General features: G+C 59.6%; 11 protein-coding genes and 2 pseudogenes. 5 read left to right on the plus strand and 8 right to left on the minus strand.

Annotated elements, in window-relative coordinates; genetic code table 11:
• The 3 genes and pseudogenes from ACR65T_RS17705 to ACR65T_RS17715 form a co-directional block, all read left to right on the plus strand.
• A partial coding sequence (locus ACR65T_RS17705) for a transposase domain-containing protein (protein ID WP_434495862.1) occupies positions 1–120 on the plus strand: 120 nt, incomplete at its 5' end.
• Positions 121–138: 18 nt separating this feature from the next.
• Positions 139–729, plus strand: a pseudogene (locus ACR65T_RS17710) (transposase); the annotation flags it as partial.
• A gap of 534 nt (positions 730–1,263) precedes the next feature.
• Positions 1,264–2,450 (plus strand): IS3 family transposase gene (locus ACR65T_RS17715; protein ID WP_434497729.1). Its coding sequence is split into 2 segments (ribosomal slippage): positions 1,264–1,516 and positions 1,516–2,450, totalling 1,188 coding nucleotides; the frame shifts between segments, so codons are not numbered across the junction.
• On the opposite strand, the gene ACR65T_RS17720 is transcribed toward ACR65T_RS17715, so the two are convergent.
• Together ACR65T_RS17720 and ACR65T_RS17725 are read right to left on the minus strand one after the other, a co-directional pair.
• Positions 2,432–2,884 carry a hypothetical protein gene (locus ACR65T_RS17720; RefSeq protein WP_434497730.1) on the minus strand — a complete coding sequence of 151 codons (453 nt, stop codon included), beginning with the start codon at positions 2,882–2,884 and terminating at the stop codon, positions 2,432–2,434. The two genes, ACR65T_RS17715 and ACR65T_RS17720, sit on opposite strands and share 19 nt — an antisense overlap.
• 111 nt (positions 2,885–2,995) lie before the next feature.
• A complete protein-coding gene (locus ACR65T_RS17725) occupies positions 2,996–3,634 on the minus strand; it encodes a recombinase family protein (RefSeq protein ID WP_434497731.1) in 639 nt (212 codons plus the stop codon).
• 258 nt (positions 3,635–3,892) lie between these two features.
• Here ACR65T_RS17725 and ACR65T_RS17730 point away from each other — a divergent pair, with 258 nt between their 5' ends.
• Positions 3,893–4,126: a hypothetical protein gene (locus ACR65T_RS17730; protein ID WP_434497732.1), complete on the plus strand. Its 234-nt coding sequence runs from the start codon at positions 3,893–3,895 to the stop codon at positions 4,124–4,126.
• A gap of 320 nt (positions 4,127–4,446) precedes the next feature.
• Here ACR65T_RS17730 and ACR65T_RS17735 read toward each other — a convergent pair whose 3' ends face one another.
• Positions 4,447–8,346, minus strand: a complete 3,900-nt coding sequence (locus ACR65T_RS17735; RefSeq protein ID WP_434497733.1) for an AAA family ATPase — start codon at positions 8,344–8,346, stop codon at positions 4,447–4,449.
• A 519-nt stretch (positions 8,347–8,865) separates the two neighbouring features.
• Positions 8,866–10,404 (minus strand): ATP-binding protein, encoded by a 1,539-nt coding sequence (locus ACR65T_RS17740; protein ID WP_434497752.1) that lies wholly within the window; start codon positions 10,402–10,404, stop codon positions 8,866–8,868.
• Positions 10,405–11,073: 669 nt separating this feature from the next.
• Here ACR65T_RS17740 and ACR65T_RS17745 point away from each other — a divergent pair.
• Complete coding sequence (locus ACR65T_RS17745; protein WP_434497753.1) at positions 11,074–11,796, plus strand: hypothetical protein; 723 nt, start codon at positions 11,074–11,076, stop codon at positions 11,794–11,796.
• Here ACR65T_RS17745 and ACR65T_RS17750 read toward each other — a convergent pair.
• From ACR65T_RS17750 to ACR65T_RS17765, 4 genes and pseudogenes are all read right to left on the minus strand, one after another.
• Positions 11,773–12,324 (minus strand): annotated as a pseudogene (locus tag ACR65T_RS17750) (ATP-binding protein); the annotation flags it as partial. The gene ACR65T_RS17745 and the pseudogene ACR65T_RS17750 sit on opposite strands and share 24 nt — an antisense overlap.
• The gene (locus ACR65T_RS17755; protein WP_434497734.1) at positions 12,321–13,565 is read right to left on the minus strand and encodes a metallophosphoesterase family protein; all 1,245 of its coding nucleotides are present in this window, start codon (positions 13,563–13,565) and stop codon (positions 12,321–12,323) included. The gene ACR65T_RS17755 and the pseudogene ACR65T_RS17750, both read right to left, overlap by 4 nt.
• 503 nt (positions 13,566–14,068) lie before the next feature.
• Positions 14,069–19,966 carry a DUF3320 domain-containing protein gene (locus ACR65T_RS17760; RefSeq protein WP_434497735.1) on the minus strand — a complete coding sequence of 1,966 codons (5,898 nt, stop codon included), beginning with the start codon at positions 19,964–19,966 and terminating at the stop codon, positions 14,069–14,071.
• A 1,382-nt stretch (positions 19,967–21,348) separates the two neighbouring features.
• Entirely contained in the window at positions 21,349–21,804 is a 456-nt protein-coding gene (locus tag ACR65T_RS17765; RefSeq protein ID WP_434497736.1) for a helix-turn-helix domain-containing protein, read from the minus strand.
• Positions 21,805–22,236 lie beyond the last annotated feature (432 nt).

The raw sequence follows: 22,236 nt of genomic DNA on the forward strand, positions 1-22,236 counted from the left end.
CTTGATCCCGTCGCCTACATCGCCAAAACGCTGCAAGCCATTCTCGACGGACATCCTCAAAGCCGCATCGACGAACTGATGCCGTGGAGCTTCGTCGCCGCGTCAAGCCTCGCCGCATAGGTGATCGGAAAGGCGCTTACAGATGTATTCCGAACGCGCGAAAGTTCGCTGGAGCCGTATCTTCCCTGGCTTGACGCACAATGGGCCGCTGGGCTTCACAACGGCTCTGAGCTATGGCGACGTCTAAAGGGCCAAGGCTTCCGAGGATGTTTGCGGGTTGTCTCCGAATGGGCCGGGCGGCGTCGCCGTGCCGAGAAAGCTGACGCCGGAACTTTGCGCCGCGTCCCTTCCGCCAGAACCATCGCGCGGCTGATGACGACTGGTCGCGACGCGCTTTCCAAATCAGAGGCTGTAACGATCGCAGCGGTAGAAGACGGCGTCCCGCTACTCGTCGCCGCGCGAAGCATCATCGCTGCTTTCCATGCGATGATCCGGAAGAAAGACGGGGAAGAACTCGACGCCTGGATTGAACGAGCGAAAGCAAGCCTTGTCGCGTCCTTAGCTAACGGGATCATGAGAGACAGGGCTGCCGTGCAAGCCGCAATCATCTCCGCTTGGTCCAACGGCCAGACCGAAGGACAGATCACAAAGCTGAAACTCGTGAAGCGGCAAATGTATGGGCGCGCATTACTCGATCTACTCGAGGCGCGCCTCATCGGCGCGAACTGATCAAGGACTGCACCAAGTTTGCGTCAGAGCCAATTTTGGACGCCGATCGAGGGTCAAAGTTCAACGCCGATTGACAACCGACATTTGTATAGGATGTGGAAATTTCTGAATGGTGGGGAAATTTCCATTGGAAAAATCCGCGATCAAAAAATCCATTCGGTCGGGATCGTCTCTTGGCTTCATACCTGAAGCTCCTCTTTTGCTCGCCCCATCGCTTCTGAGCCGGGTGCGTTGGCCAATTCTGCACAGAGCGCGGCAAGTGGGTGATCGCCACTTATTCAGCCTGTGGCCGCGGCAAGGCGCACGCCTCGCGCATTCACTTACCGCTTCAATGAAATACCGAGTGCGCGAAGGATCACATTGCATAGCCTCGCGCCATGGCTGCCGTAGGCTACGATTCGCTGCTTAATTGTCGAGCTACTGTCGATGCCAAGGTCCGCGCGGGTCAATCGCCTAAGGTCCTCGATAGCTGACGTGCCCCTGAAAAATCCCACCAGCATCGATTAGAGTCCGGCCGATTGCAGGACGGACACGATGAAGAAGAAACGGTTCACGGAAGAGCAGATCATCGGGATTTTGCGGGAGCAGGAAGCCGGCGCGAAGGCGGCGGACCTCGCGCGCAAATACGCGGTTTCGGAGACGACGCTCTACAATTGGAAGCCCAAACTCGGCGGGATGGACGTTTCCGAGGCCAAGCGGCTGAAGGCGCTGGAGGAGGAAAACGCGCGTCTGAAGAAGCTCTTGGCCGATCAGATGCTCGATGCGGCGGCACTTCGCGAGCTCCTGGCAAAAAAATGGTAGGGCCCGCCGTCAAGCGCGAAGCCGTCGCGCACCTTCAGGCCGTCATGGGCCTGTCGGAACGTCGGGCCTGCCGGATCGTCGCGATCGATCGCAAGACGGCGCGCTACACGTCGACGCGCCCGGCCGACGCCGAGCTTCGAGCCGAGCTGCGCGATCTCGCCAATGCGCGTCGGCGCTTCGGCTACCGGCGGCTGTTCGTCTTGCTTCGTCAGCGGGGCGAGCGCTCGGGCAAGAACCGCATCTATCGGCTCTACCGCGAGGAAGGGTTGACGGTGAGGAAGCGCCGCGCGCGCCGCCGCGCCGTGGGAACACGGGCGCCGATTGTCGTCGAGGCGAAGCCGAATGCCCGATGGTCTCTCGACTTCGTGCACGACCAGCTCGCCAGTGGCCGACGATTCCGCATCCTCAACATCGTCGACGACGTAACGCGTGAATGTCTGGCGGCGATCCCGGACACGTCGATCTCCGGCAAGCGGGTGGCGCGCGAGCTGTCGGCGCTGATCGAGGGGCGCGGCAAGTCCGGCATAATCGTTTCCGACAATGGGACGGAGTTCACCTCGAACGCCGTCCTGTCCTGGTCGGAGGCGAACAAGGTCGAATGGCATTTCATCATGCCCGGCAAGCCGATGCAGAACGGCTTCTGCGAGAGCTTCAACGGCCGCATGCGGGACGAGCTGCTCAACGAGACGCTGTTCTTCGGCCTCGACCATGCGAGAGAGAAAGTTCGCTCTTGGGTTCACGATTATAACCACCGGCGCCCGCACTCTTCCCTCGGCTATGCGACGCCGGCGGACTATGCAGCCGCGCTCACCGCAACAAACGATCGGCTGCGCAATCCCGACCAGCTCCGCCGATCGCCTGTTGCTCACCCCACGCCCGCGGGCGTATCAACCGCAGGGACTCAACTCGCCGCTGGATGAAACTTCGGGGGCAGGTCAATAGCCTTCCCAATTTCGTAGCTTCCATTATCAATCTCTTCGAAAAACGTGTCGTGTCTTTGGCTAAGCGCCCTTTCAAGTTGTGAGATGCGCTCCAAACATGAATGAGGCAGAAGCCATGTCTCAGAACTGAGCTTCCGAGACAAACTCGCTTTTGCCTTCCGGTAGGCTTCCGTCAGTTCTTCCTGCTGGGCGGGGTCAAGTTCTGCATGGCGGAACTCGGCATCGAGATGCGCGTCATACCAGTTTCGCATGTCGTGGAGCGCTTCGAATATTTGTGCGTAAACGCCCGTCTTTCGTTCCCATGCCTTTTCACGCACAAAGCGGCGCAGTGCGAGTCGCGCCGTCAGCCATGCGCTGCCAATCGACAAGACCGTTGAAAGAGTGGCTGTGAACAGTGCGTCACCTATGGACATGGATATAGTTCTCGCCAGAACGCCCAAACCTAAAACGTTGATAGAGCCAGGCTAGCCTGAACATTTGCGACCCACTCAGCGTGCGGCACTGTCGGCGCGCTACCAATTCTGCTACATCCCCCACTCCGCAAGGGCCGCTTCGGCGCTCGCCGCATCGTCCCTGATACGATAAACGGTCTGCCGTGAAAGTCCCGTCGCGGCCGCCACAGGTCCAACGCCCGTCCCCTGATTGAGCATGTCGCGGACCGCTTCAAACTGCGCGCGGGAGTAGCTGGGCTTCCGACCGCGGTATTTGTTCTCTTGGGCGCTCGCCTTGGCGTGTTCGATCCCCGCCCGCTGCGCTTCCTTCGTGGCTTCCGCTTGGGCTTGAGCCGTCGCTGCCATGAACGCTATTAGCGCGTCCCGCACTGCTTGTTGCATGGGGTCCGTGGTTGCGCCGTCAAAGGTGAGCCCATTGATGACCGTCCTAACGATGACGCCCCGGCGCATGAACTCCCGGATGGTGTCCGTCACGTCGGCGTAGTTGCGTCCCAAGCGGTCGACCCAACGGACAACGAGCGTGTCCCCAGATCGCAGCATATCGAACAAGCGGCGGCCCTGTGGGCGCTCGGCAAGGCGGACGCGAAGGCCCGACACGCCTTCGTCTGAAACCACATAATCGATAGCGAACCCAACCGCTCGGGCTTGGGCTTCTTGGTGGGCGATGGTCTGGTCCACAGTCGAGACCCGAGCGTAAAGGATGGTTTTCATGAGCGGCCCCTATGTCCGTTAGGATCGCGTCCGCACACCCTCATGTCCGTAAGGCTAAGTCAACCCTAACGGACGCCTCGTTTCCGCCCTCTTCGCCTGTCCTCTGAGCTATACCCTTACGGACACCCCGCCTCGCATTTAAGCAAAGCCGTTGCGCAAGAGTCGCTTGGCTTCCGATCCGCCCGGCTGATAAAATCCCGGCCTCGGCTGGGCCCTGTCTCGCGTCATCCGTAACGAGTAGCTTGGAGTTTCCGCGTTATGTCTGACGACAGCAGCCACGATGACATTCTCAATTTGACCGACCCGGCGGAATACGCCGACGCTGTTTCTCAGCGCACTATGGCATTCTGCCACTTAGCCAAGCTGGCCGACACGGTTCAAGATGAGACCGTCAAAGAACTCTGCGTGACGATGCTGCGAAAACTCAACTCCAGTATGCGGGCCCCTGCGGCGGCTGAACTGCGTTCGATTGAAAGCACGACCCGAAACTGAGGCGCGTTCTCGGCAGCCCACATGCTCCCGCGACAAAAGGTCAACTAGGGGAGACCACGCGCGCTCTGGTTATGGGGCGAACCTCCCTGACACACTTTCCTCCTACTTCGTGCCGGTCTCTTGCAAGGGAGATCGGCTCCTTTTGTCCGCGAGGGGCGCACGCCGTCGACGTTGGCTTAGATGACCGTCTCCGAACGGCGCGCCGCCCTCTCCCGCAACATGGCCCCAAGCTCCCGCGCGATGGCCGACGCGACGACCTCATACGCCACAGGGACGCACAGGCCGTTATGGTGGCGTTCGACCATTGCACGGAAATACGTTCATCCGTGATAAAGCACGCCGAAGATTCTTCGGGCATGCTCAACCTGACCGAAGCCGTCATGTTCTCTTCCGACCGAAAGCACGACGGACGCGCCAAGCCCGCCGACGCTCTCGAACTGGCGTAGATGTGCGAGATGTCCGGGCAACGCGGCTCCAATGCGCTTAAGCACACAACTACCGTCCGCGAGGCCAAGCGCGACCAGCGCGTCCATGTGACGACCGACTGCTTCGAGCTCGATCAGCGGGCCGCCGAGAACGAGCTGTTTTTCGAGCGCGAGCGGAACCGCACTTTGGTCCTTGACGCGATAAGCGATCTCCAGGCGTTCGAGGATGTCGGCGGCATCGACCGGCACAGCTTCATCCTGGCCCAGCCCGACGCTAATCGCGTGGTCGAAAATGACTCCGGCCACCTGATGCAATGCGACCTCGGCTGCCGGAAGGAAGATCGTCTTGGGAGCACGATTTCTTGGATCGAGAATATCCGCCGTGAGGGCGATCAGCCCGTCTGTCTCTCCCTTTAGGAGGCGGCGCGCATAGGTTCTAATTCCATGTCGCGCCACCACAAGGCGGCGATCCGTGGACGGCCCCGGCAACGCCTCGACAATCGCCAACGTTCCTTCTGGCGCGGCAAAGCCGAAATTCGGGCGCCTGAGATAGAAGACTGACTTCTGTTCAAGGCCGCTTGGTTCAAGCCATTCTATTCCTTCTTGAGATTCACCGATTGCAGTGGTTCGCGTGAAGGCCGCCAGATCTGGGCAAATGGGAATCCTCCGGTCCAGCAATGCGATAGCGTCCAGCACGTCGGGCGGGTTCGCGACGTTCCCACGCTTTCGATCGCGGCGGCGCCAGCGGAAGGCTTCCTGCCCCATCTCCTCCGCCATTTCGATGAGTTTAAGAAGAGCGTCTGCATGCGGCGCCACATCGCCTGGCCGAATTTCCTGCCTGCGCCCATGGTGAGATTTATTCATCAGCGTGAGCACAGGCGAGTGGTCGGCGACAGCAGAGTGGCTGACGAAATGCTGAAAAACATGGGCGCTGAACAGCCCGTCCCGCACGCCTTTGGTCTCGATCCGGAGCCTCGCCACGAAAGTGGCAAGCGTTGGATCGGGATTTTCATTGACCCAAGCTGAATGCGCCGGATCGTCGAACAGATTGCCGAGCTCGGCTTCGAGGAAGACCCGACAGCCGTCCACAAAATTGCGAGCAGGCTCTTCGGCGTTTGGATCATCCTGAAAGATCTTTTTTCGCGCCACGATTGCCGGCACACTCGGGATGGTCCGCACGCGCGGTTGCAAGCGTGTCGCGGGTTCGACTTTTAGATGCTCAAGCGGATTGGCGTGCCGCACAAGCAGTGTGGCGAAGCGCTCATCGTAAGATGTGAGGATCAATTGGGCGCCTGTGTCAGCTAGCCGCTTTATCGCGACAGCAAGTCGCTCGCGATTTTCGTTGTCCAGAAGTTCCTGAGGGTCATCAAAGATCAAGGTCGCAATCCCTCCGCGCTCTTTGAAAACGTGCTCCCAGAAAGCGAGAAAGAAGCCAAACAGGCTCGCGCGCAGTGCGGATGCGTTCGCTACATGCTCAGCCGGGGCCATCACTCCGCCAGTAGCGACGATAAGTCCGAGTTCACCCTTTCGTCCCATCCGAGCATCGACGAGTTCGTGGCCCGTATCCGGATAAGCTCCGGCATAAATCGCGGAACGCCAGGTCGCCGCCTCTTTCCTCAGCGTCTGGCGTAGGCTATCGACCTGCTGATCAGCCAATGTGCCCAGAATCAGCAAACCGCGAATGGCTTCGCTAGCCTCGGCAAGATCGCCCAGCTGCCGCTCCATTGCCCGGCGTTTCTTCAATTCTGTTTTTAGGCGATCACATCTCGTCAAAGCCTCGGAAATCGGCTTGGCTGCTTTGACAATTCGCTCCAACTCGACGAGGGTCGCAAGGAGGCTTCCGAGTTGAACTGTCTCACCATCTCTTGGTAACCTACCAATAGCCTCGGTTAATATTCGGAGCGCCAATGCATCGTTCTCGTGACGCCACCGTGCGAACCTGATCGCCTTTTCGAGGCGACAGAGTGCGGCGCCAACCACCTCGCATCCCTGCGGTAGTTCAATTTTGCATGCCGGGGACAGATCTGGACGGCCATCAATGATGTGATCGAACGTTCTGGACGTTGCGACCCCGAGTGGCTCGAGCACCCCTTTGAATGGGTCGAACGCAAACAACTCGTCAACGATGGCGGCTCTAAGAAGGTCGCAGGGATGCGTGGGTAAGTCCGACTGCAGCTCCGATCGCAGTGCCTCGGGGAGAACGCCTGATAGCGTTCCAAGGGCACTGGCCGCCCACTGACCGAGAAGCTGGGACACCAAAGCAGCGTCCGTTACAGCCTCCTGTAGGTGTTCCGTGATTGGCTTTCCGGTTACCTGATCCAGCAGATTCGTGAGTGCCCCCCCGCAAACAACGCAGTTGTCCTTGTCTTGGTGCTCACCAGGGTGATCCGCAATCCAGGACGCGACGTGAGCATAGAGCCTGATCCGCGCCGCCCGCGACGGGTCTTTCGCCAAGTCTGAAAGCGTCTTAGCCTCGGTAATGCACTTTTCGATTGCTTCGTCAGCGGCATTCAACTGCTCTGCTGAGAGCGCGCGCAGCTTGCCCAGACGAGCCGCCGACGGAAGTTGTTGAGGCGCACGGGCACGTTCTTTGGCGCCGCCGATATTGCGCTCCAGCTCGACAACGCACATTCGTTCGGCCGGATCGAAATCCTCGCCCAATATGGCCCTCGCTGAGGAGAATGCGTCTGCCCTTAGTGCCCCCAACTGCGCGACGATCTCCTCAAGCTTTTCTTCAATCTGTTTGTCGTCCGAAGCGGCCGGAGTGCCCATGGAAGGAGCAATTTCCGGATGTTGCTCAAAGATCGCATTCAAGTCGGTGCGAGCCATCTTGTATGCGGCGTCAACGCGTTCCCGCTCCTCTACCGCAGCTTTGGTGTAGTCGCCTTCGACTTTCGCGTGAGCCCGTCGCGCATGATCTGCGAGGTCGATGAGCGCGGAAAGGCCGGTAAGCTCAGCCACAGCCCGGCCCAGCTCGGACTCCGATCCAACCCTGATAAACGGCAGCAGCCCGGGCATGATGGTTCCTATCCGAGCCGAAATGGGATCGATCCCGAGGACAGAAAAATCGGGAGGCGTCTCTCGCAACCTGCCCTGATTGCTTCTTGTCTGTGAACGACGGATTGGCGGCAGCGGCGCGCCCGTCTCATCTGCGAATGTCAGCTCAACCCATGTATCGGCGTGCACCCATGCCTGGTCCAGCCGGTATTTTGTAGTGTCAGGAAGTGGTGTGACTGAAGACAGGCGGCGCGGTGTGAAGACATCCTCATCTGCTGTGTTGATCCAGCACTCAAATTCGTGGCCCGCTTCCTCGGGCTCCCGCTGCGGCCGGAGTATTTCTCCGGTCAGGACCCAGATTATGGCGTTCACGAGCGACGTTTTGCCAGATCCATTCAATCCCTCGAAGAGGGTCAACCGTTCGGTGAATTCATGGGAGTAATTCGGCGGTGGGGATTCAATGGTTCCGAACTTGTGGAGACCCGCAAAGCGATGCGCTTCGAGCTTCTTCAAGATTAATCGGCGCGCGGATCCCGCGATCCTGGCCGAAATCGCGGGGAGTTCCGGCGGCTCTTTGAAAATCGCTTTGACAAGGTCTTCGCCAGCTCCGGACGTTACAGAGTTCGTCCAGCTCTGCGGACCTTTCTTGCGATACCAAGCCAATGCCGCGCGTGTTCGCCTATCCGGCAGGCCAAACCTTTCTCCCGAACCGAGCATTATCTCGCGGCCGCTGATCAGGTCCGCAAGCAATGAATCGAGGGTGTGCAAATGCAGCGGTCTGGCTTCGAACTCTGACATGAATTGCGCCCGCAAATTTTATGGATTTAAGAAATCCTGCTCTCTGAATGCTAATGTGACCGGAAGCTTGAAGCTAGTTCGGCCTTGCGGCATTCAGGTGCAGATTTGCCACTCGTGGACTCTGCACTGGTCCTCTGCGATCCGGTCACACGGTTCCCGGTAAAATCAAAGTTTCTCCCGGCGTGGCGTATGGGAACGCTCGGTGTCCACTTCGGCGCACACCGCGATATTCCTCGATGGGTGACAGAACAGCGATAGCTTCGCGCAGTGAACCCTGCGTCGACCGCCGCTGCGAGACTGAAACTGGCGTATCATCGCGTGTGCTACGCCTGACACGGCAACATCTGAAGATCCGCCTTCTAGCTAGGCCCCAAGCGGACATACAGAAGGTCTCCCAGGGGCGAAGCGGTCCACCGGCACAGAGATATCCGCGTATTGGACTCGAGAAATCCTTTGAACGATGCCACGAAGCCCATATGGCATTCGACAGCGAAGAGAAGGCTTCCGCCGCGGGCCAATTCATATTGAGATTATGTCGACCGCCATCTGCAATCGCTCTCTTGCGATTTCGGCAACATGGCGGTGATGGGTGAAAAGAATAACCTGGCGCGTGTGTGCAAATTCGGCGAGGAGCTCGAGAGCACGAGCAACGCGTATTTCATCGAAACTCGCGAGTAGATCGTCGGCAATGAAGGGCAGCGGTTCGCTCGAGCGCAACTCGAGTAAGGCGAGACGCAACGACAGATAGAGCTGATCGCGCTCGCCCTCACTCATGCCGAGGACGGGAACATGCCCGCCGTCGGGACGAAGTCCGACAAGCTCGGGCGTGTCGGCTTCATCATATTCCGCCCCAAGGCCCGCAAAGGTGCCGGCAGTAGCAATTGCGAACAGCATTGAAGCGCGTCCGACTAGCGGATCCTGCGCGGCGGCGCGATGTCGCTCGATCGCGCGAGTAGCGAGACATGCCGCCGCGACTCGAGCCAGCCAGTGGTCGGCGATGGTGAGCAGTTCGGTGCTCGCTTCAGCCCTGTCGCGCGCCGCGCTTTCAGCGTCGCGACCCACCACTAAAAGGTCGCGCGCTTTTCTGGCGTCGTGCAGTGCTGTCACAGCTCCGGCGATATCCGCCATGAGCTCACTGTGCCCGAGCGTCAGTCGTTCAATTTCACCCGGCAGAATATCGAAATCAAGATCGCGCTGTTCCTCGCGCAATGTAAGTTCGTCATGATTGTCACCGATGTCGGCCAAATCACGCAGGACGTCGGCGAGTTCGTCGGCCAGCGCGTTGCGTTGCTCCAAACTCTCAATCGCGCCTAACAGATCATCGTCTTCAGTTAGTCCGATGACTTCGCGCGCCCGCTTCAGCATCTCGACGGTCAGCTCGCGTTTCGTGGCCAGCGCCCTGCGCGATACTGAACGCTTCTCGCCCGCCATGCGCAATGTTTCGCGCTGATCATGCGCACGCCGCGCTGCTACCAATCTTTGGCTGATCTTATCGAGCACCTCGCGCGGCGGCAGAGCCGTCAGATCGGGTGCCGCCTCTCGGGCGAGTGCGGTGACTGCTTGCTCAAAAGCCGCGATGTCGCTCTGCATTGCTTCGACTCTATGAGCTTCTTGATCGAAGTTCTGTTTCTGGATCGGAACACCCTGCCAAATAGTGAGCGCCGCTTCCGCCTGCACGATTGATGCGTCTCCGGAGAGGCCCACCGCAACAAGTGCTTTCGGCCAAGAGGAGCGAAAGCTTTCCACCTCTTCTCGAATGCGCGCCAAGGTCGCATCCGCGCGGGTCACAGCCTCCACCGCCTTGGCCCGCAGGACTGTCTGTTCGCGCAGTGCGGCCCAGCTTTCTTGCAGGTGATCGACGGCGGCGCGCGCAACTTTGTATAGCGCTTCGATCGGCAATTCGGCATCAGCCACGACGCTCATATCTTCAACGAGTCGCTTCAAAGCGCCGTGATGTTCCTCGAGCTTTCGGGCCAGCGCCTCGTGTTCGATTTTCTGGTCTTCGAGGCGGCGGCGGTGCTCCAAAAGGTCCGCCGTTCGCTCGAGCCATCGCGCCATGATCGCCGGCGCATGAGGGTTTATGCCGCTTCGCGCCCACAATGCTAGCCAAGCCGTCTCCGCTTCGCGTCTGCGCGACTCGATCTCCTCTTGCGAGGAAACAAGGCTTTCCTGTTGCACTCGTTCCTTTGACAGGCGCTCGTGTGCGGCTTCGAAACGCGACGCTCGGTCCGCGTTGGAGAGCAGCAGATCCGTAGTTACGTCGATTGTGACATTGGCTGCCCCCAGAGCCTCAAGACTCTCCCGCCCGCACGTCGGATTCTCGACGAGAAGCACGCCAAGCGTCGCGAACTCTTTGTCGCGCCGGATTCGCGCTTTAACGAGGTCTTCCTTCGTCGCCACGGCGCCAGATTCTGAGAGGCGCTTCAGCTCCTCGTCAATCGCCGTCAAGGTCCTCCTTACGGCCTCAATCTTTTCCGCAACGCTCTTTTCTTCGTCGCTGATCTTGGCGAACAGCTGATGGGCGGCTTCAATCTGTGACGCCTGCGGCAGTGGGCGGCGAGCAAACTCATCGGGCGATCCCGCCGGCGGATCGAGTTTCGCGGCGTCTTCGGACAAGCGTCGGTTCTCCGCCCCATGCGCCGCCATCTCGCGGCGAAGGCGATCGGCGTCGGCGGGAACGTCGGCGAATGCGTCAAGCCGTCGTGAAAAAGGATTGGGATCAGCGGCGTGGCGCTGTGCTCCGATGTCTTGGTCAAGCCGTTGCAACTCCGATCGCGCGGTCTCCAGGCCGCTTTCCGCTTCCGCGAGCCTTCGTTCGGCCTCCTTTCGCCCCCCAATCAAGTCCCGCACGGTCACCAGATCAATATCAGACGGCATTCCAGTCAACAGTTCGTCATGCGAGGCGAGGCCCAGCCGACGCGCGCACTTGGTCAACTCCTCTCGCGCGAGGCGCAATGCCTCATTGCGCTTCGGCAAATCCTCTTCCGCCTTGCGCACGGCTCCGAGCTTCTCACGCAAAGCGTCCACCCTCGGGCCAACAGCGAGCAGAGCCTCATCGACGTCGAGTTGGGCGATCTCGGTATTATTTTGCGCCTCCACCAGATCAATTTCGGCCAGTTGGCAGTCGATCTGGTTTTGCTCTTCGAGCGCAGACCGCCATGTCTGAACGACGTCGGCACCAACAGGCGGCAAATCCGCATGAGTTTCCAGTTTGCTGCGCAACGCCTCAATTCGGAGCAGTCTTGGGCGCGTGCGCAAGGCCCGCTGTCGGCGCGCGAGGTCGCGCCCTATGCTATCATGCTTGACATGCAGTTCGTCCAAACGACGCTGCGCCTCAGCGACCACCTGCTCCGCCACTTTCAGCGCATCGGTGGTGACAATCGCTTCGCGCAGGCGCTTCTCAGCCTGGTCAAATCTGTCGGTGGCGGCGTAAAAGGCCTTGCTCGCTGAACGACGCGGGCCAAACAGATCATCGGCCTCTTTTTCCAGGCGCATGCGCACGCGCGACATGGCGGACAGCTGCGCGGACGAGGCTGCAAGCGTCTCCGCTAGGCGCCCGCCCGCCCTCAATAATTCTTGGCCACCCGCCCGCAACGCCTGCGCCGTAAGGCCAAATTCATTGAAAAAGACCTCGCGCTTCACCGTGCCGAGCAACGGTCTGAGTAGATCATCAGAGAGCGGCTTATCAGCCTCGTCCAGAATAGTGTTCTTGTCGCCCTTGCGCCGTCTAAAAGCGAGCGGTGAGCCGTCGGCGAGGCGCAACTTAGCTCCAATGCGTAGGGCCTTCGCCTCATACAAGAAATCGTATTCAGTGCGCTTGCCAAAGCCAAAGAGCAGATCACCAACGCCGCAGAGCGCCGAGGTCTTGCCGGCTCCATTGGGGCCGAGCACGACATGCAGATTCGCGTTCGCGCGAAAGGTGAGCACGCGATCGGTGAAAGCGCCGTAGCGCTCGAATGTTAACGTTTCAAATCTCACGCCCCCATCTCCATCGCCAGCTCGCCAAGGAGACGGTCGCGCGCCTCGGCTACAAGGCTCGCCAGCGCCGAGGCGTCCGCGGGCAATTCGTTCCTCAAGGAACGCGGCAGTTTGTCCATGACCTGATTGATTAACTTGGCCAGCGCTTGTGTGAAGTCTGGATCCTCCGCCGCGTCACGTAATAGGGCTTCGATATCGAACGCATCATCTTCGCTGGCCACGGCTGCGTCTGCCGGCCCTAGGGTCGTGATCTTGATCTGCTCAACCCAACAATCCTCAGCGACGCGAAAGCCAAATGCGCGCGCGTCCGCCTCGATCGCCTCCCGCCTCGCGACGAGCTGTGCATGCAGCGGCGTCACGCCCTCGAGCGTAACGCGCGCGGCCAGTGGACGTCCCTCGGCCTCGGCATAAGTAGCACTTAGCTGCGCTTCGATTCGTTTGAGAAGCTCCTCTTCGTCATCGCAGTCCGACGCCTCGACGCGCACATGCTCCCAACGCGCGACATCAAGCGGAACGCGCGACAGGCTGATGACGCGCCCATCTTCGACAACGACGCGCATCGCGCCCTTTGGCCCGGTTTCGCGCACATTGCGTCCTTGGATGTTGCCGGGATAGACGATCCAGGGATCCTGGCAGATTTCCTCCGCGGCGTGCACATGGCCGAGCGCCCAGTAATCATAGCCGAAGCGGCGCAAATCATCGACCGTGCAGGGGGCATAGGATTCATGCCCGCGTGTCCCGTCCAGCGCGGTGTGTAGGACACCAATATTGAACCATCCCTCGCGCGGCGTGGGATAACTCGCGACGAAATCATTGCCAACGAGGCGCCCCCCAAAGCTCCGTCCATGGAGAGCCACCCGCAGCACTTCGAGCGGGATGGATTCAGGCTGCGCCGAGGAAAAGATCCGAACGCTTTCGGGATAAGGCAAAGATTTCGACATTAAGCTGTCGGCGTCGTGGTTGCCCTTCACGATAAAGGTTTGAATGCCTTCCCGGTCTAGACGGCCGAGAGCACGTGCAAAGAAGAGGCCCGTAGTGACATCCTTCCAATCGCCATCGAAGATATCGCCGGAGATGACGAGAAACGCTGCCTTCGCGGAAATCGTCTCGTCGATCAGCGCCTCCACTGCGCGGCGCCCGGCATGGGCAAAACGCTCCGCAACAATCGGGTCTTTCAGACCGAGGCCAGCGAACGGACTGTCGATGTGAAGGTCAGCGGCATGAATGAATGTAAATCGCATGAACAGAAAATCCCTCGCGGAGGACTGAATCTCAGAGAAGGAGATTGAGCCATCTGGAATTAGCGGCCTTTCATCCAAGACCTTCGGGAGAGTATCGAAGATACCAAGCGGATTTCATCGTTGGAACTGCTCAAAGCGTCATATCCGCCGAGCGATACGTGGATGCTCGCGAAAGGGAAGAGTCGCGCAGTAAGTCGTAGCCAGATAAGATCGGCATAGTGAACAATGATCGACGCTCCGACAGAGCGCCCGTGACGCGATGACTCGGAGACTTGTTATCCCAGACACGCTAGCTCGTGGTCGGTTTGACCGGACGCCCCGCCGCATGCGCACATCTAGGCCGAAAGCCATCCCGGCGGCGAATCGAACGAGCTTGGCCCAGTTGTTCATTTTCTATTCCACCTCGGAGTTCGAGCCATGCTATGCCGGTGTCCTCCGAGAGCAAAGCCGACAGAGCGCGCCAAAAAGCAGGTCGACGCTGCTCGCTATGGACGCGGCGAACTCTAAACCCGCTCGACGGTCAGCGCGAGCTCGATAGCGTTTTCAAAACGATCTCTAGTCGAGGTGAAAAGCCGCCCGAGCCGGAAATGATCCTGCATCTCTCGGACCAGCAACTCGCCCGCGAGGCCATCCCGGCGAAACTGGGCCGCGAGACTTGCGAGTTCGGGCAAGGGAATGTCGCCGTGCTCGCGCTGCCCCTGCCGATAGGGCGATAGTTCCATAGGATCGGCGCCCGGCGGCCAGACAATCTCCCGGTCGCCGTCGCGGGTCACGGCCAGCCGGTTGGCGCCGAGAGCTGCTTTCACGATTCCGCGAATGCGCTCGGCGGCACGCTGGAAACCATGGGCGCGCGCGATGCGTTCAACGAGAAGGTCGAGATAGATCGGCCCTTCAATGGCCGCGACATGGTCGATCATGTCGCGCAGCACTGGCCTATAATCCCTGTCATAGAAGCGCGTTGCGTCTGGCGCGGCGACGGTCGTCGGATCGGCAAACCGGTAGACAGTCCAAGCCGTCGTCTGCTGGGACGTTGGCGCCATGTCGGCGTAGACTTTAGTTGGGCTTTGCACGACAGCAGTAGCGTCCTCAGTCTCCGGCGCTTGTCGTTCCGGCGTCGGCTGCAACGGCGTCGGCTCGAAAGCATGCTTCGTCTCGTTGGTCGAAGAGGACGACTGATGCTGCGGTTCCTCTGTCTCGGGCGCCGCGATCCGATCGGCCGCAAGATCTTGCTCTAGCTGCGCTTGAAGCTTTTCCAGCGCGGCGTCGGGGTTCATCCACCAGTCCGTGCTCCAGATGCGACGTATCCGCCAGCCGAGGTCGGTGAGCACCCACTCCCGCAGCCGGTCACGATCCCGGGCAGTGGCGGAGCGATGGTAGGTCGCGCCGTCGCATTCAATGCCGGCGAGATAGCGCCCGGGCGCGTCCGGATGAACCACGCCGAGATCAATCCGAAATTGCGAGACTCCGATCTGCGGATGGACCTGCCAGCCTTTCGCCTCCAGCGCCCGCTTGACCCCCGCCTCGAAGGGCGACTCGGTCTCGCCTCCCGTCGGCGCGAATGATTCAGCAAGCGCCCGTGCGCCATTACGCGCAAACTCCAGGAAATGCTTGAAATCGACGACTCCCTTCGCGCTGGTGCGGCCGAGGTCGATCTGCTCCGGCCGCATCGTCGAGAAGACGAGGAGCTCCCGGCGCGCGCGCGTGATCGCGACATTCAGGCGCCTGTGTCCGCCTTCGCTGTTCAACGAAGAAATCTGCGCAGTGACGCGGCCGGTCTGGTCAGGGCCGACTGCTACGGAGAAGATGATTACGTCCCTCTCGTCGCCCTGGATGTTCTCGATGTTCTTGACCAGAACCGTCTCCGCAACCTGCTTTGGGTCGAAGAACCTTTCCAGCGATGGGTCGCCTCGCCGCGCCTGATCGAGAAGGTTCTCGATAAGCTTTTGCTGCTCGCCGTTAAAGGTGACGATGCCAATGGACTGGGGGGCGTTCTTCAGGCGCCGCAGGACCTCGTCAACGACGGCCTGCGCCTCCTTCCGGTTTATCTTGGCTCCGCCCCGTTCGTAGACGCCGTCCGGCACATGGATGAAGCGAACCGCATCGTCATGCGTGACGGGGGAGGGGAAGGTGACGAGCTCGCCTTTGTAATATTTGGCGTTGGAAAAGGCGATCAGGCTTTCGTGTCGGCTGCGGTAATGCCAACGCAGCCTCATGGAGGGAATGTTGCAGACCAAGCATTCATCGAGGATGCTTTTCTGGCTGGGCAGCGCCAAGTCGTCGGCGTCGTCGATCACTCGCTCGCCCACGCTGGTCGGCGGCAACTGCTCGGGATCGCCGACGATAACCGCCTGCTTGCCCCGAGCGATGGCTCCGATGGCGTCGCACACCTGTATTTGAGAAGCTTCATCAAAGATCACAAGATCGAAAGGTTTCGCGCCCGGCGGCAGATATTGCGCAATGGATAAAGGGCTCATCATGACGCAGGGCGTCAGCTTAGTGAGCGCGTTGGGGATGCGGGCGAAGAGCTGGCGCAGCGGAATGTGCTGCGCTCTTTTCTGCGTTTCGCGCGCCAAAGTTCCCCATTCCGGATCCGCGCCAAAATTTGTCCGAGTAGGAATGTCGGCGCCTATGCGCGCCCGGATGATCTCCTTCGACAGCTCGGCGACGCGCCGGTCGGCGGCTATGAAGGCCTCGATGGCCGCTTCGTGCCGGACGGAGAGGAAAGAACTGAGGATCTCGTCCTGATTGACGATCTTCTCCGCAAACCAGCGCGCGTATGAAAATTCAAAAGCAGGTCTGATCGCCCCGATTGCCGTAACCCCTGCCTCGATGGCGTCCACCAGCGGCGCTAGACCCAGTTGCGCCGCTTCGGCCGCTGCGGCGCGCCAGTTGGCCCATTGGGGCGCCTGGATGAGACCTGCGCGCCAGCGTGCGCTGCGCTCGATCAGCACATCGTCCCAATCCGCGCGTGGCTCAACGAAGGCTGCAGGATCGTCAACGCCCACGCAGCGCGCGAGTTCTACGATGGCGCTCCAGGCGTCGGCCCAGCCGGTCTGCATCGCGTAAAAGGCTTCATAGGCGGCGCCGCCAGGCTGGAGCAGATGGCCATAGTCCGCCAGAAGCACGGCGACGTGGTCGTGAAGCCACACCGCATCGTCTGATTCTGTCGCAAAGCTCCGAACCGCCTCACGTATTTTGACCGACCAGGCGATGAGACGCTCGATCCCGTCTATATCCGTATCGAGCCCACGGTATAAGCGTCCAAGTTCGGCGAAGGTCGTGTTCAGACCGTCGGCGTGGGCCGCGATCGACGCCAGCTCGCGCAAGCGCACGATATCCCGCGAGATGTCCTGCGGTGGCGTCGCACAATAGGGCTGCAGTTGCGCCCGTATTTTCTCCTTGCGACCTGCGCGCACAAGAAAATTAGCCTCGCAGGCGGCATTCCAGTCTCTCTCGATCTGAGCAAAATCGAGGCGGAGGACAGCGCGCGCGTAGCTGCTGTCCATGTCCTTCCGGAGCGCGTCGGCGCGATCCGCTAGCCTCCTGAGCTCGCGCAGTGCATTCTCGATCGCTGTCTTGACGTTGTCTCTCAAGAGCACGGCCGCCGCGGTGCATTCGGCGGCGTCGGACGTCGTCAGAGTGGCTCCAAGGTTAAGGAGTTCCGACAGACGCGCGAGCCCCATGGCATTCTGGTGGAGGCCAATCGATCCGGAGAACACCTCCGCATTCCTCCGCAAGTCCTGCATAGCGCCGTGGAGACGGTCGATGGCGGCCGCGGCCTCGTCACGCCAAGCCGGGTTCCATCGCGTCTGGCGCATGCCTCTCAGCGGATGCGTCGCGGGATCGCCGATCCCGCGGACCGCGACGGCAAGTTTGTCGGTCACGGCACTAAGAGCGACAAGAGTCTGCGGGTCGTGGTCAATATGCCGCGGCCAGGACAATCCAACGTCCGGATGCAGATCTCGATGCGCGATTACGCGGCCGAAGGCTTCATAGGCAGTCATGCCGTTCGAGCGTCGGCGGTGAAGCGCTGAGACCAAGCGGTTGAGTTCGTCGCGCTTGGAGGCAAGCTGCGCATTGGCGATCGACCAGGCCCCTTCGTCTGCGCGGCTGCGTTCGCGCCAGGCGTTGGCGAGCTGCGCGACGACGCTGGATTTTTGCGCCTTGGTCGAGTGCACCTCGAGGCAATAGTCACCGATGCCGATGTTGTCGAGCCGGCGGCGAACGACTTCGAGCGCAGCAGTTTTCTGAGAAACGAAAAGCACCGTCTTGCCGTGCGCCAGGCAATTGGCGATCATATTGGCGATCGTCTGGCTCTTACCCGTGCCCGGCGGCCCAAACAGCACGAAATCCTTACCGCGCTGTGCCGAAACGACGGCGGCGAGCTGCGAAGAGTCTGCAAAAAGCGGGGTGAAAAGTTCGGACGGGTCGACAGCTGCATCGAGCGTCTCCGGCTCCACAAATCCGCCGCCCGAGCCTTCAAAGGAATGGGAGGGCGTCTCGATTAAATGACGCACGACGGGGTTGCGCTTGAGTTCCTCCGTGCGCTCGACGAGATCCTTCCAAAGAAGATATTTTGTGAACGAGAGCGTCGCCAGCGCAACGTCCTCGACAACTTCCCAGCCCTTGATGTTTCTGACGTGCTTTTGCACGATGCGCCAGATGCCCGCGACGTCGACGCCGGAGGCGTCGCGCAGCAGATCACCTTCGAGTTCGGGCGCCGAGAGCTCGAAGTCCTCGCGCAGCATCTGGAGAAGCGTCGGATTGAATCGGGTTTCATCCTCATGCAATTTGAGGCGGAACCCGGCCCGCACGCTCTTACGCTCCAGACTGACGGGAACGAGGATCAGCGGCGCGCGATAGTGGCCGGCGCTTTTCTTGGGCGACCACTTCAGGAAGCCCAAGCACAGAAAAAGGACGTTGGCGCCGCTTTCCTCGAAGGCCAGTCTCGTAGTGCGAAAGAGATCCGTTAGCCGCCCTTCCAGATCGGCCTCGGCGACATGGGCATGAAGCTCCTCGCGCTCGAGCGCCTCCAGCACGAAACGCTTTCTGCCGTCTTCCTTGTAAGTGCTGTCGAACAATGCCGGGTCGCGGCCATCCTGACCGTCGAAAACGCTCGCTCGGCCCAAGAGTTTGAACATCTTGCCTGCGGTCAGCATGTCTTCAAGCTTTGCCGGGTCGGGGCATTCTAAAAAGATCGCGGTCTTCCCCTCCCTGAAATTAAGGAGGCGGTTGCGCATCGACAGATCGAGAAGAGCGCGCTTCCAGCTCTCAAGCCGATCCAGTGGGCGCGCGTCTCGCTGAGCCCGTGCGTCGAACTCCTCTTCGAATTGCGGCGCCTCTTCAAGAATCAGCTCTGCGGCAGGGGCCACATTTGCTTCCGCCGCGGGTTCGGCGCCCCTGCCGAGGTCCATAGGCTTGACGCCGGCCGCACGGGCGCGCCGGACATCCACTGCGAGCTCTAAAACCGGCGTCGCGGCTTCGGCGATCTGCTTCGCGCCCTGATCGACGGCATGCCTGAATCGGGACGGCGTCGCTCCCGTGATGAGCGTCGTCTCGACCAGCGCCATTTCCTGGAGCTGCACGCGCTTGCGCAGCGCCTGGGCGTCATCCACAACCGCTTCGGTGAAATCTTCATCGACCAGCCAGACGCCGGCGAAAGCGTGCCCCTCGGTCAGAACGATGAGCGGATTGAGTCCCGCCTGTTCGAGACAGCCTGCGTAAAAGAGACAGAGATCGAGACAGGTCCCGACTTGTCGCGATAGTATCTCGCTCGGTCCCCTAACTTGCTGGCCGTGCCGCTCGAAGCTTTTGGGCGGGAGCACATAGGCGATGGAATGGGCGGCGAGCGCGGACCATATCGCTTCCGCGATTTCCCAGGCGCGCGCCTTTTTGCCGTGCTTATAGCCATCGATCGCCGGGTCGCGGCCGGCCTGGGCTAATTTGTCCGCGGCCTCGCGCAAGATCACGTCGACGTTCGGGTCATTCGGCTGCACAAAGGCTGCAAGGAGCTCGGGCGCTGCGCTCATACCGCCCCAATGCGAGGGCGGTAGCAGATTGATCTCCACTCTTTCCTCGGCGACTACTTCGCCGCCAGCTTCAACGAGGAAGCGCAGTTCCGCGCGCCTTGCGACATTGAGGCCGCCGAGGGCCGTGGGATCGAGCTTCGGATCGAGTGGATGGATATGATGCGACGACCCGTTCGCGATCCGGTCTACGCGCCATATCCGAGGCGTCAGGACGGGCGGCTCGGCTGTCAGCTTGACGCTGACATCAGCGAGCTCTCGTCCGCTTTCATTCGCCAGCATCAGCTCGCGCAGGAACGGCACCGCGTTCTGATAAAAGGCGAGATTGACGTTATCAGTGACGGAATAGCTTACCTTGAGCTCACGCCCTGTCATTACCCAGCCCGAAGATCGATGCGTTGAAATTAAGAGGACGTTAACCTACACGCCGAGATCCCGCAAAATTCGAAGCCCGCCCGCATGTTGACGAGAGGGCAGTTCGCAACGGCGCGCGGCGAGGACCTCTGCGACTTGTGTTCGGTAGCTGAGGAAATGCAAGTTGGCATGGATGGGCGACGTCACCTCGTTGAAGGTCATCCAATGGCACCAGTTCGCGCGCTTTGATAGCTAAATAAGTAATTAGCGAAATCGCTCGAATAGACTATTGAAAATTTGTATTGATTCGCAGACAATTTACATTTAATGTCATTCAGACATGCTTAGGTGTAAGAATATGCCAGAAGATCGTGACACTATACACGCTAATCTAAAAATAGCTCTTCGAGATACTAACTTTAAGCTTCCTCCGGAAGTTCACGCCCTAGTAAAAGCAGAGGCGGCTACTCGCCGCAAGACGATGAAATCACTTTTTATCGACTGCGTCATTACCTATCTAAACGTTTATGGGTCGAAGCTCGGATCTGGAAAGGAAAGATTTGAAAGTGAGCGTGATCTTCTCCAATTTTGGTGGCGCATCGAAAGCCCGCGCGACAAGGAGTAAAATTGGCCGGGTCGCATGCGAACCCGAGGCGGTGCCTCAGCTGCATGAATGATGATGTCGCGCCGGGATCTGGCGGCGATCGGAGCGCTTTTTTCAGAGCCGTTGGTGAGGACGAAGATCGAAGCGTATCCGGGAGGACGCCGTCGGAACGAGCGAGGAGACCAGGGCGAGATCCAACGCCGAGATTGGCAGGTGTTACCTTGTTTTCCTGACGAGGGAAATTCTCTGAGCTGTCTGTCCCGGCAGTGTTAATCGTCGCCGATGTATCTATTGTCTCAGTGAGACCTCCGCTTGAGCGGACGTCCTTCAGCTTAACAAAGCTCGGAAAATTGCTGTTTTCCGCATCGTGCAAATTTATTTAGCTTTCGATCCGTTCGATGGGTTTTTGTTCGAGGTATAGTAGCTCTAGCTCTGGCGCTATCAATATCTTGTATGGACTCGGTCATTCAAAGCGATCGCGTCTAAACATTCAACAAACATTCAATAAACAAAACTGTCCGCTGGCCTGACGCTGGGTTTACGGAGAGGCCGTTTTCGTTACCAGGGTAGGGAGGGACAGGCACGAGTTCAGTCCATCTAATCGGACCGCCTTTATCTGTTCAGTTGGGAACGCACTGGCGGCAGGTGTTGCGAATGGAAAATCACCAGGCACAGGCTGCATCCCAATAAGAGATTGCGTCCCCATCTAGGACTTCGCGAGGCAGTCTCGCGTGGCTAGGATTTCCGCCGACGCCGGACTGGTTCGCCGCCCCGTTGGGGGCTTTCAGCATGCCCGGCGTCACTCAAGCCGTCGTTTCGTTTTGAAGGCGTCTTCAATCGACTTGAGTAATACGGCCTCCGGCTTCGGATCGCGATCGCCAGTAACTTCGCGAAACATCCTGACGAGCGCCATTTCATTCTCGCTTACGACATTGCCAAAAATCTCATGGGCTACGCGCGCGATCTCAGGGTGGTTCTGTTCGAGCGCTAATCGGAAGAGGTGCTTTGGATCAACGTCTAGTGCTTTTGCAAACGCAGGGACTTTGTCGAGTGGCAGCGCTGTGTCTCCCTTTTTGATCATCGAAATTATGTTAGACCGATCATACCCAACCTCCGCAGCGATCTCCCTCTGGCTTTTGACGCCGGACAACGCTGCAATCTGCTTGGTCAAGAATTTGCAAAGAGCAGTATCAGCATAAGGTGCGGAGATTGCCTTGCGTGCAACAACAGTTTCGTCAACGGAGCGCTTGGTCATAATTTTCCTTTCTTATGTATTAATGTCTGCATCAGTGACTATTCATCGATGATGCACACTTATAAATAGCAATTATTAGTAGGATAAACGTGGGACTTATGAGGATTTATGCTTTCATATCGAGGTGTGTTCACTCCCCTGCGAGAATGACTTTGACCTTGGTAGGGTCGATGACGGGCCGTCCAAGCCCCGTTCTGCGGACCCGAGAAGCTTGCCGACTACACCGTGCCGTCGTCGTCGGCGTTGTCGACCATCCGCCGCGCCAGGGCTGAATGGCCTTGCGAACAATCTTGATCCGTCTACTTGCCGGAGTTGGCAACCTGGTCGCCATCGAGCACCTCGATGGCGCGTAGCAGACACAGCGCCGTCGTGCGCTCCTCACACGCCGGGTGGGCACCATTGAGCACGTCATCCACGCGATCGTTTTGGAGC

The sequence above is a fragment of the Methylocystis sp. genome (assembly GCF_051061285.1).
In the GTDB taxonomy this organism is placed as follows: Bacteria; Pseudomonadota; Alphaproteobacteria; order Rhizobiales; family Beijerinckiaceae; genus Methylocystis.

Bases quoted from the DNA above. Each gene is read 5' to 3' on its own strand.
- ACR65T_RS17760 (WP_434497735.1), bottom strand. From the start codon at position 19,966: ATGACAGGGCGTGAGCTCAAGGTAAGCTATTCCGTCACTGATAACGTC.
- ACR65T_RS17740 (WP_434497752.1), bottom strand. From the start codon at position 10,404: ATGGCGCGATGGCTCGAGCGAACGGCGGACCTTTTGGAGCACCGCCGC.
- ACR65T_RS17765 (WP_434497736.1), bottom strand. From the start codon at position 21,804: ATGACCAAGCGCTCCGTTGACGAAACTGTTGTTGCACGCAAGGCAATC.
- ACR65T_RS17755 (WP_434497734.1), bottom strand. From the start codon at position 13,565: ATGCGATTTACATTCATTCATGCCGCTGACCTTCACATCGACAGTCCG.
- ACR65T_RS17735 (WP_434497733.1), bottom strand. From the start codon at position 8,346: ATGTCAGAGTTCGAAGCCAGACCGCTGCATTTGCACACCCTCGATTCA.
- ACR65T_RS17720 (WP_434497730.1), bottom strand. From the start codon at position 2,884: ATGTCCATAGGTGACGCACTGTTCACAGCCACTCTTTCAACGGTCTTG.
- ACR65T_RS17725 (WP_434497731.1), bottom strand. From the start codon at position 3,634: ATGAAAACCATCCTTTACGCTCGGGTCTCGACTGTGGACCAGACCATC.
- ACR65T_RS17730 (WP_434497732.1), top strand. From the start codon at position 3,893: ATGTCTGACGACAGCAGCCACGATGACATTCTCAATTTGACCGACCCG.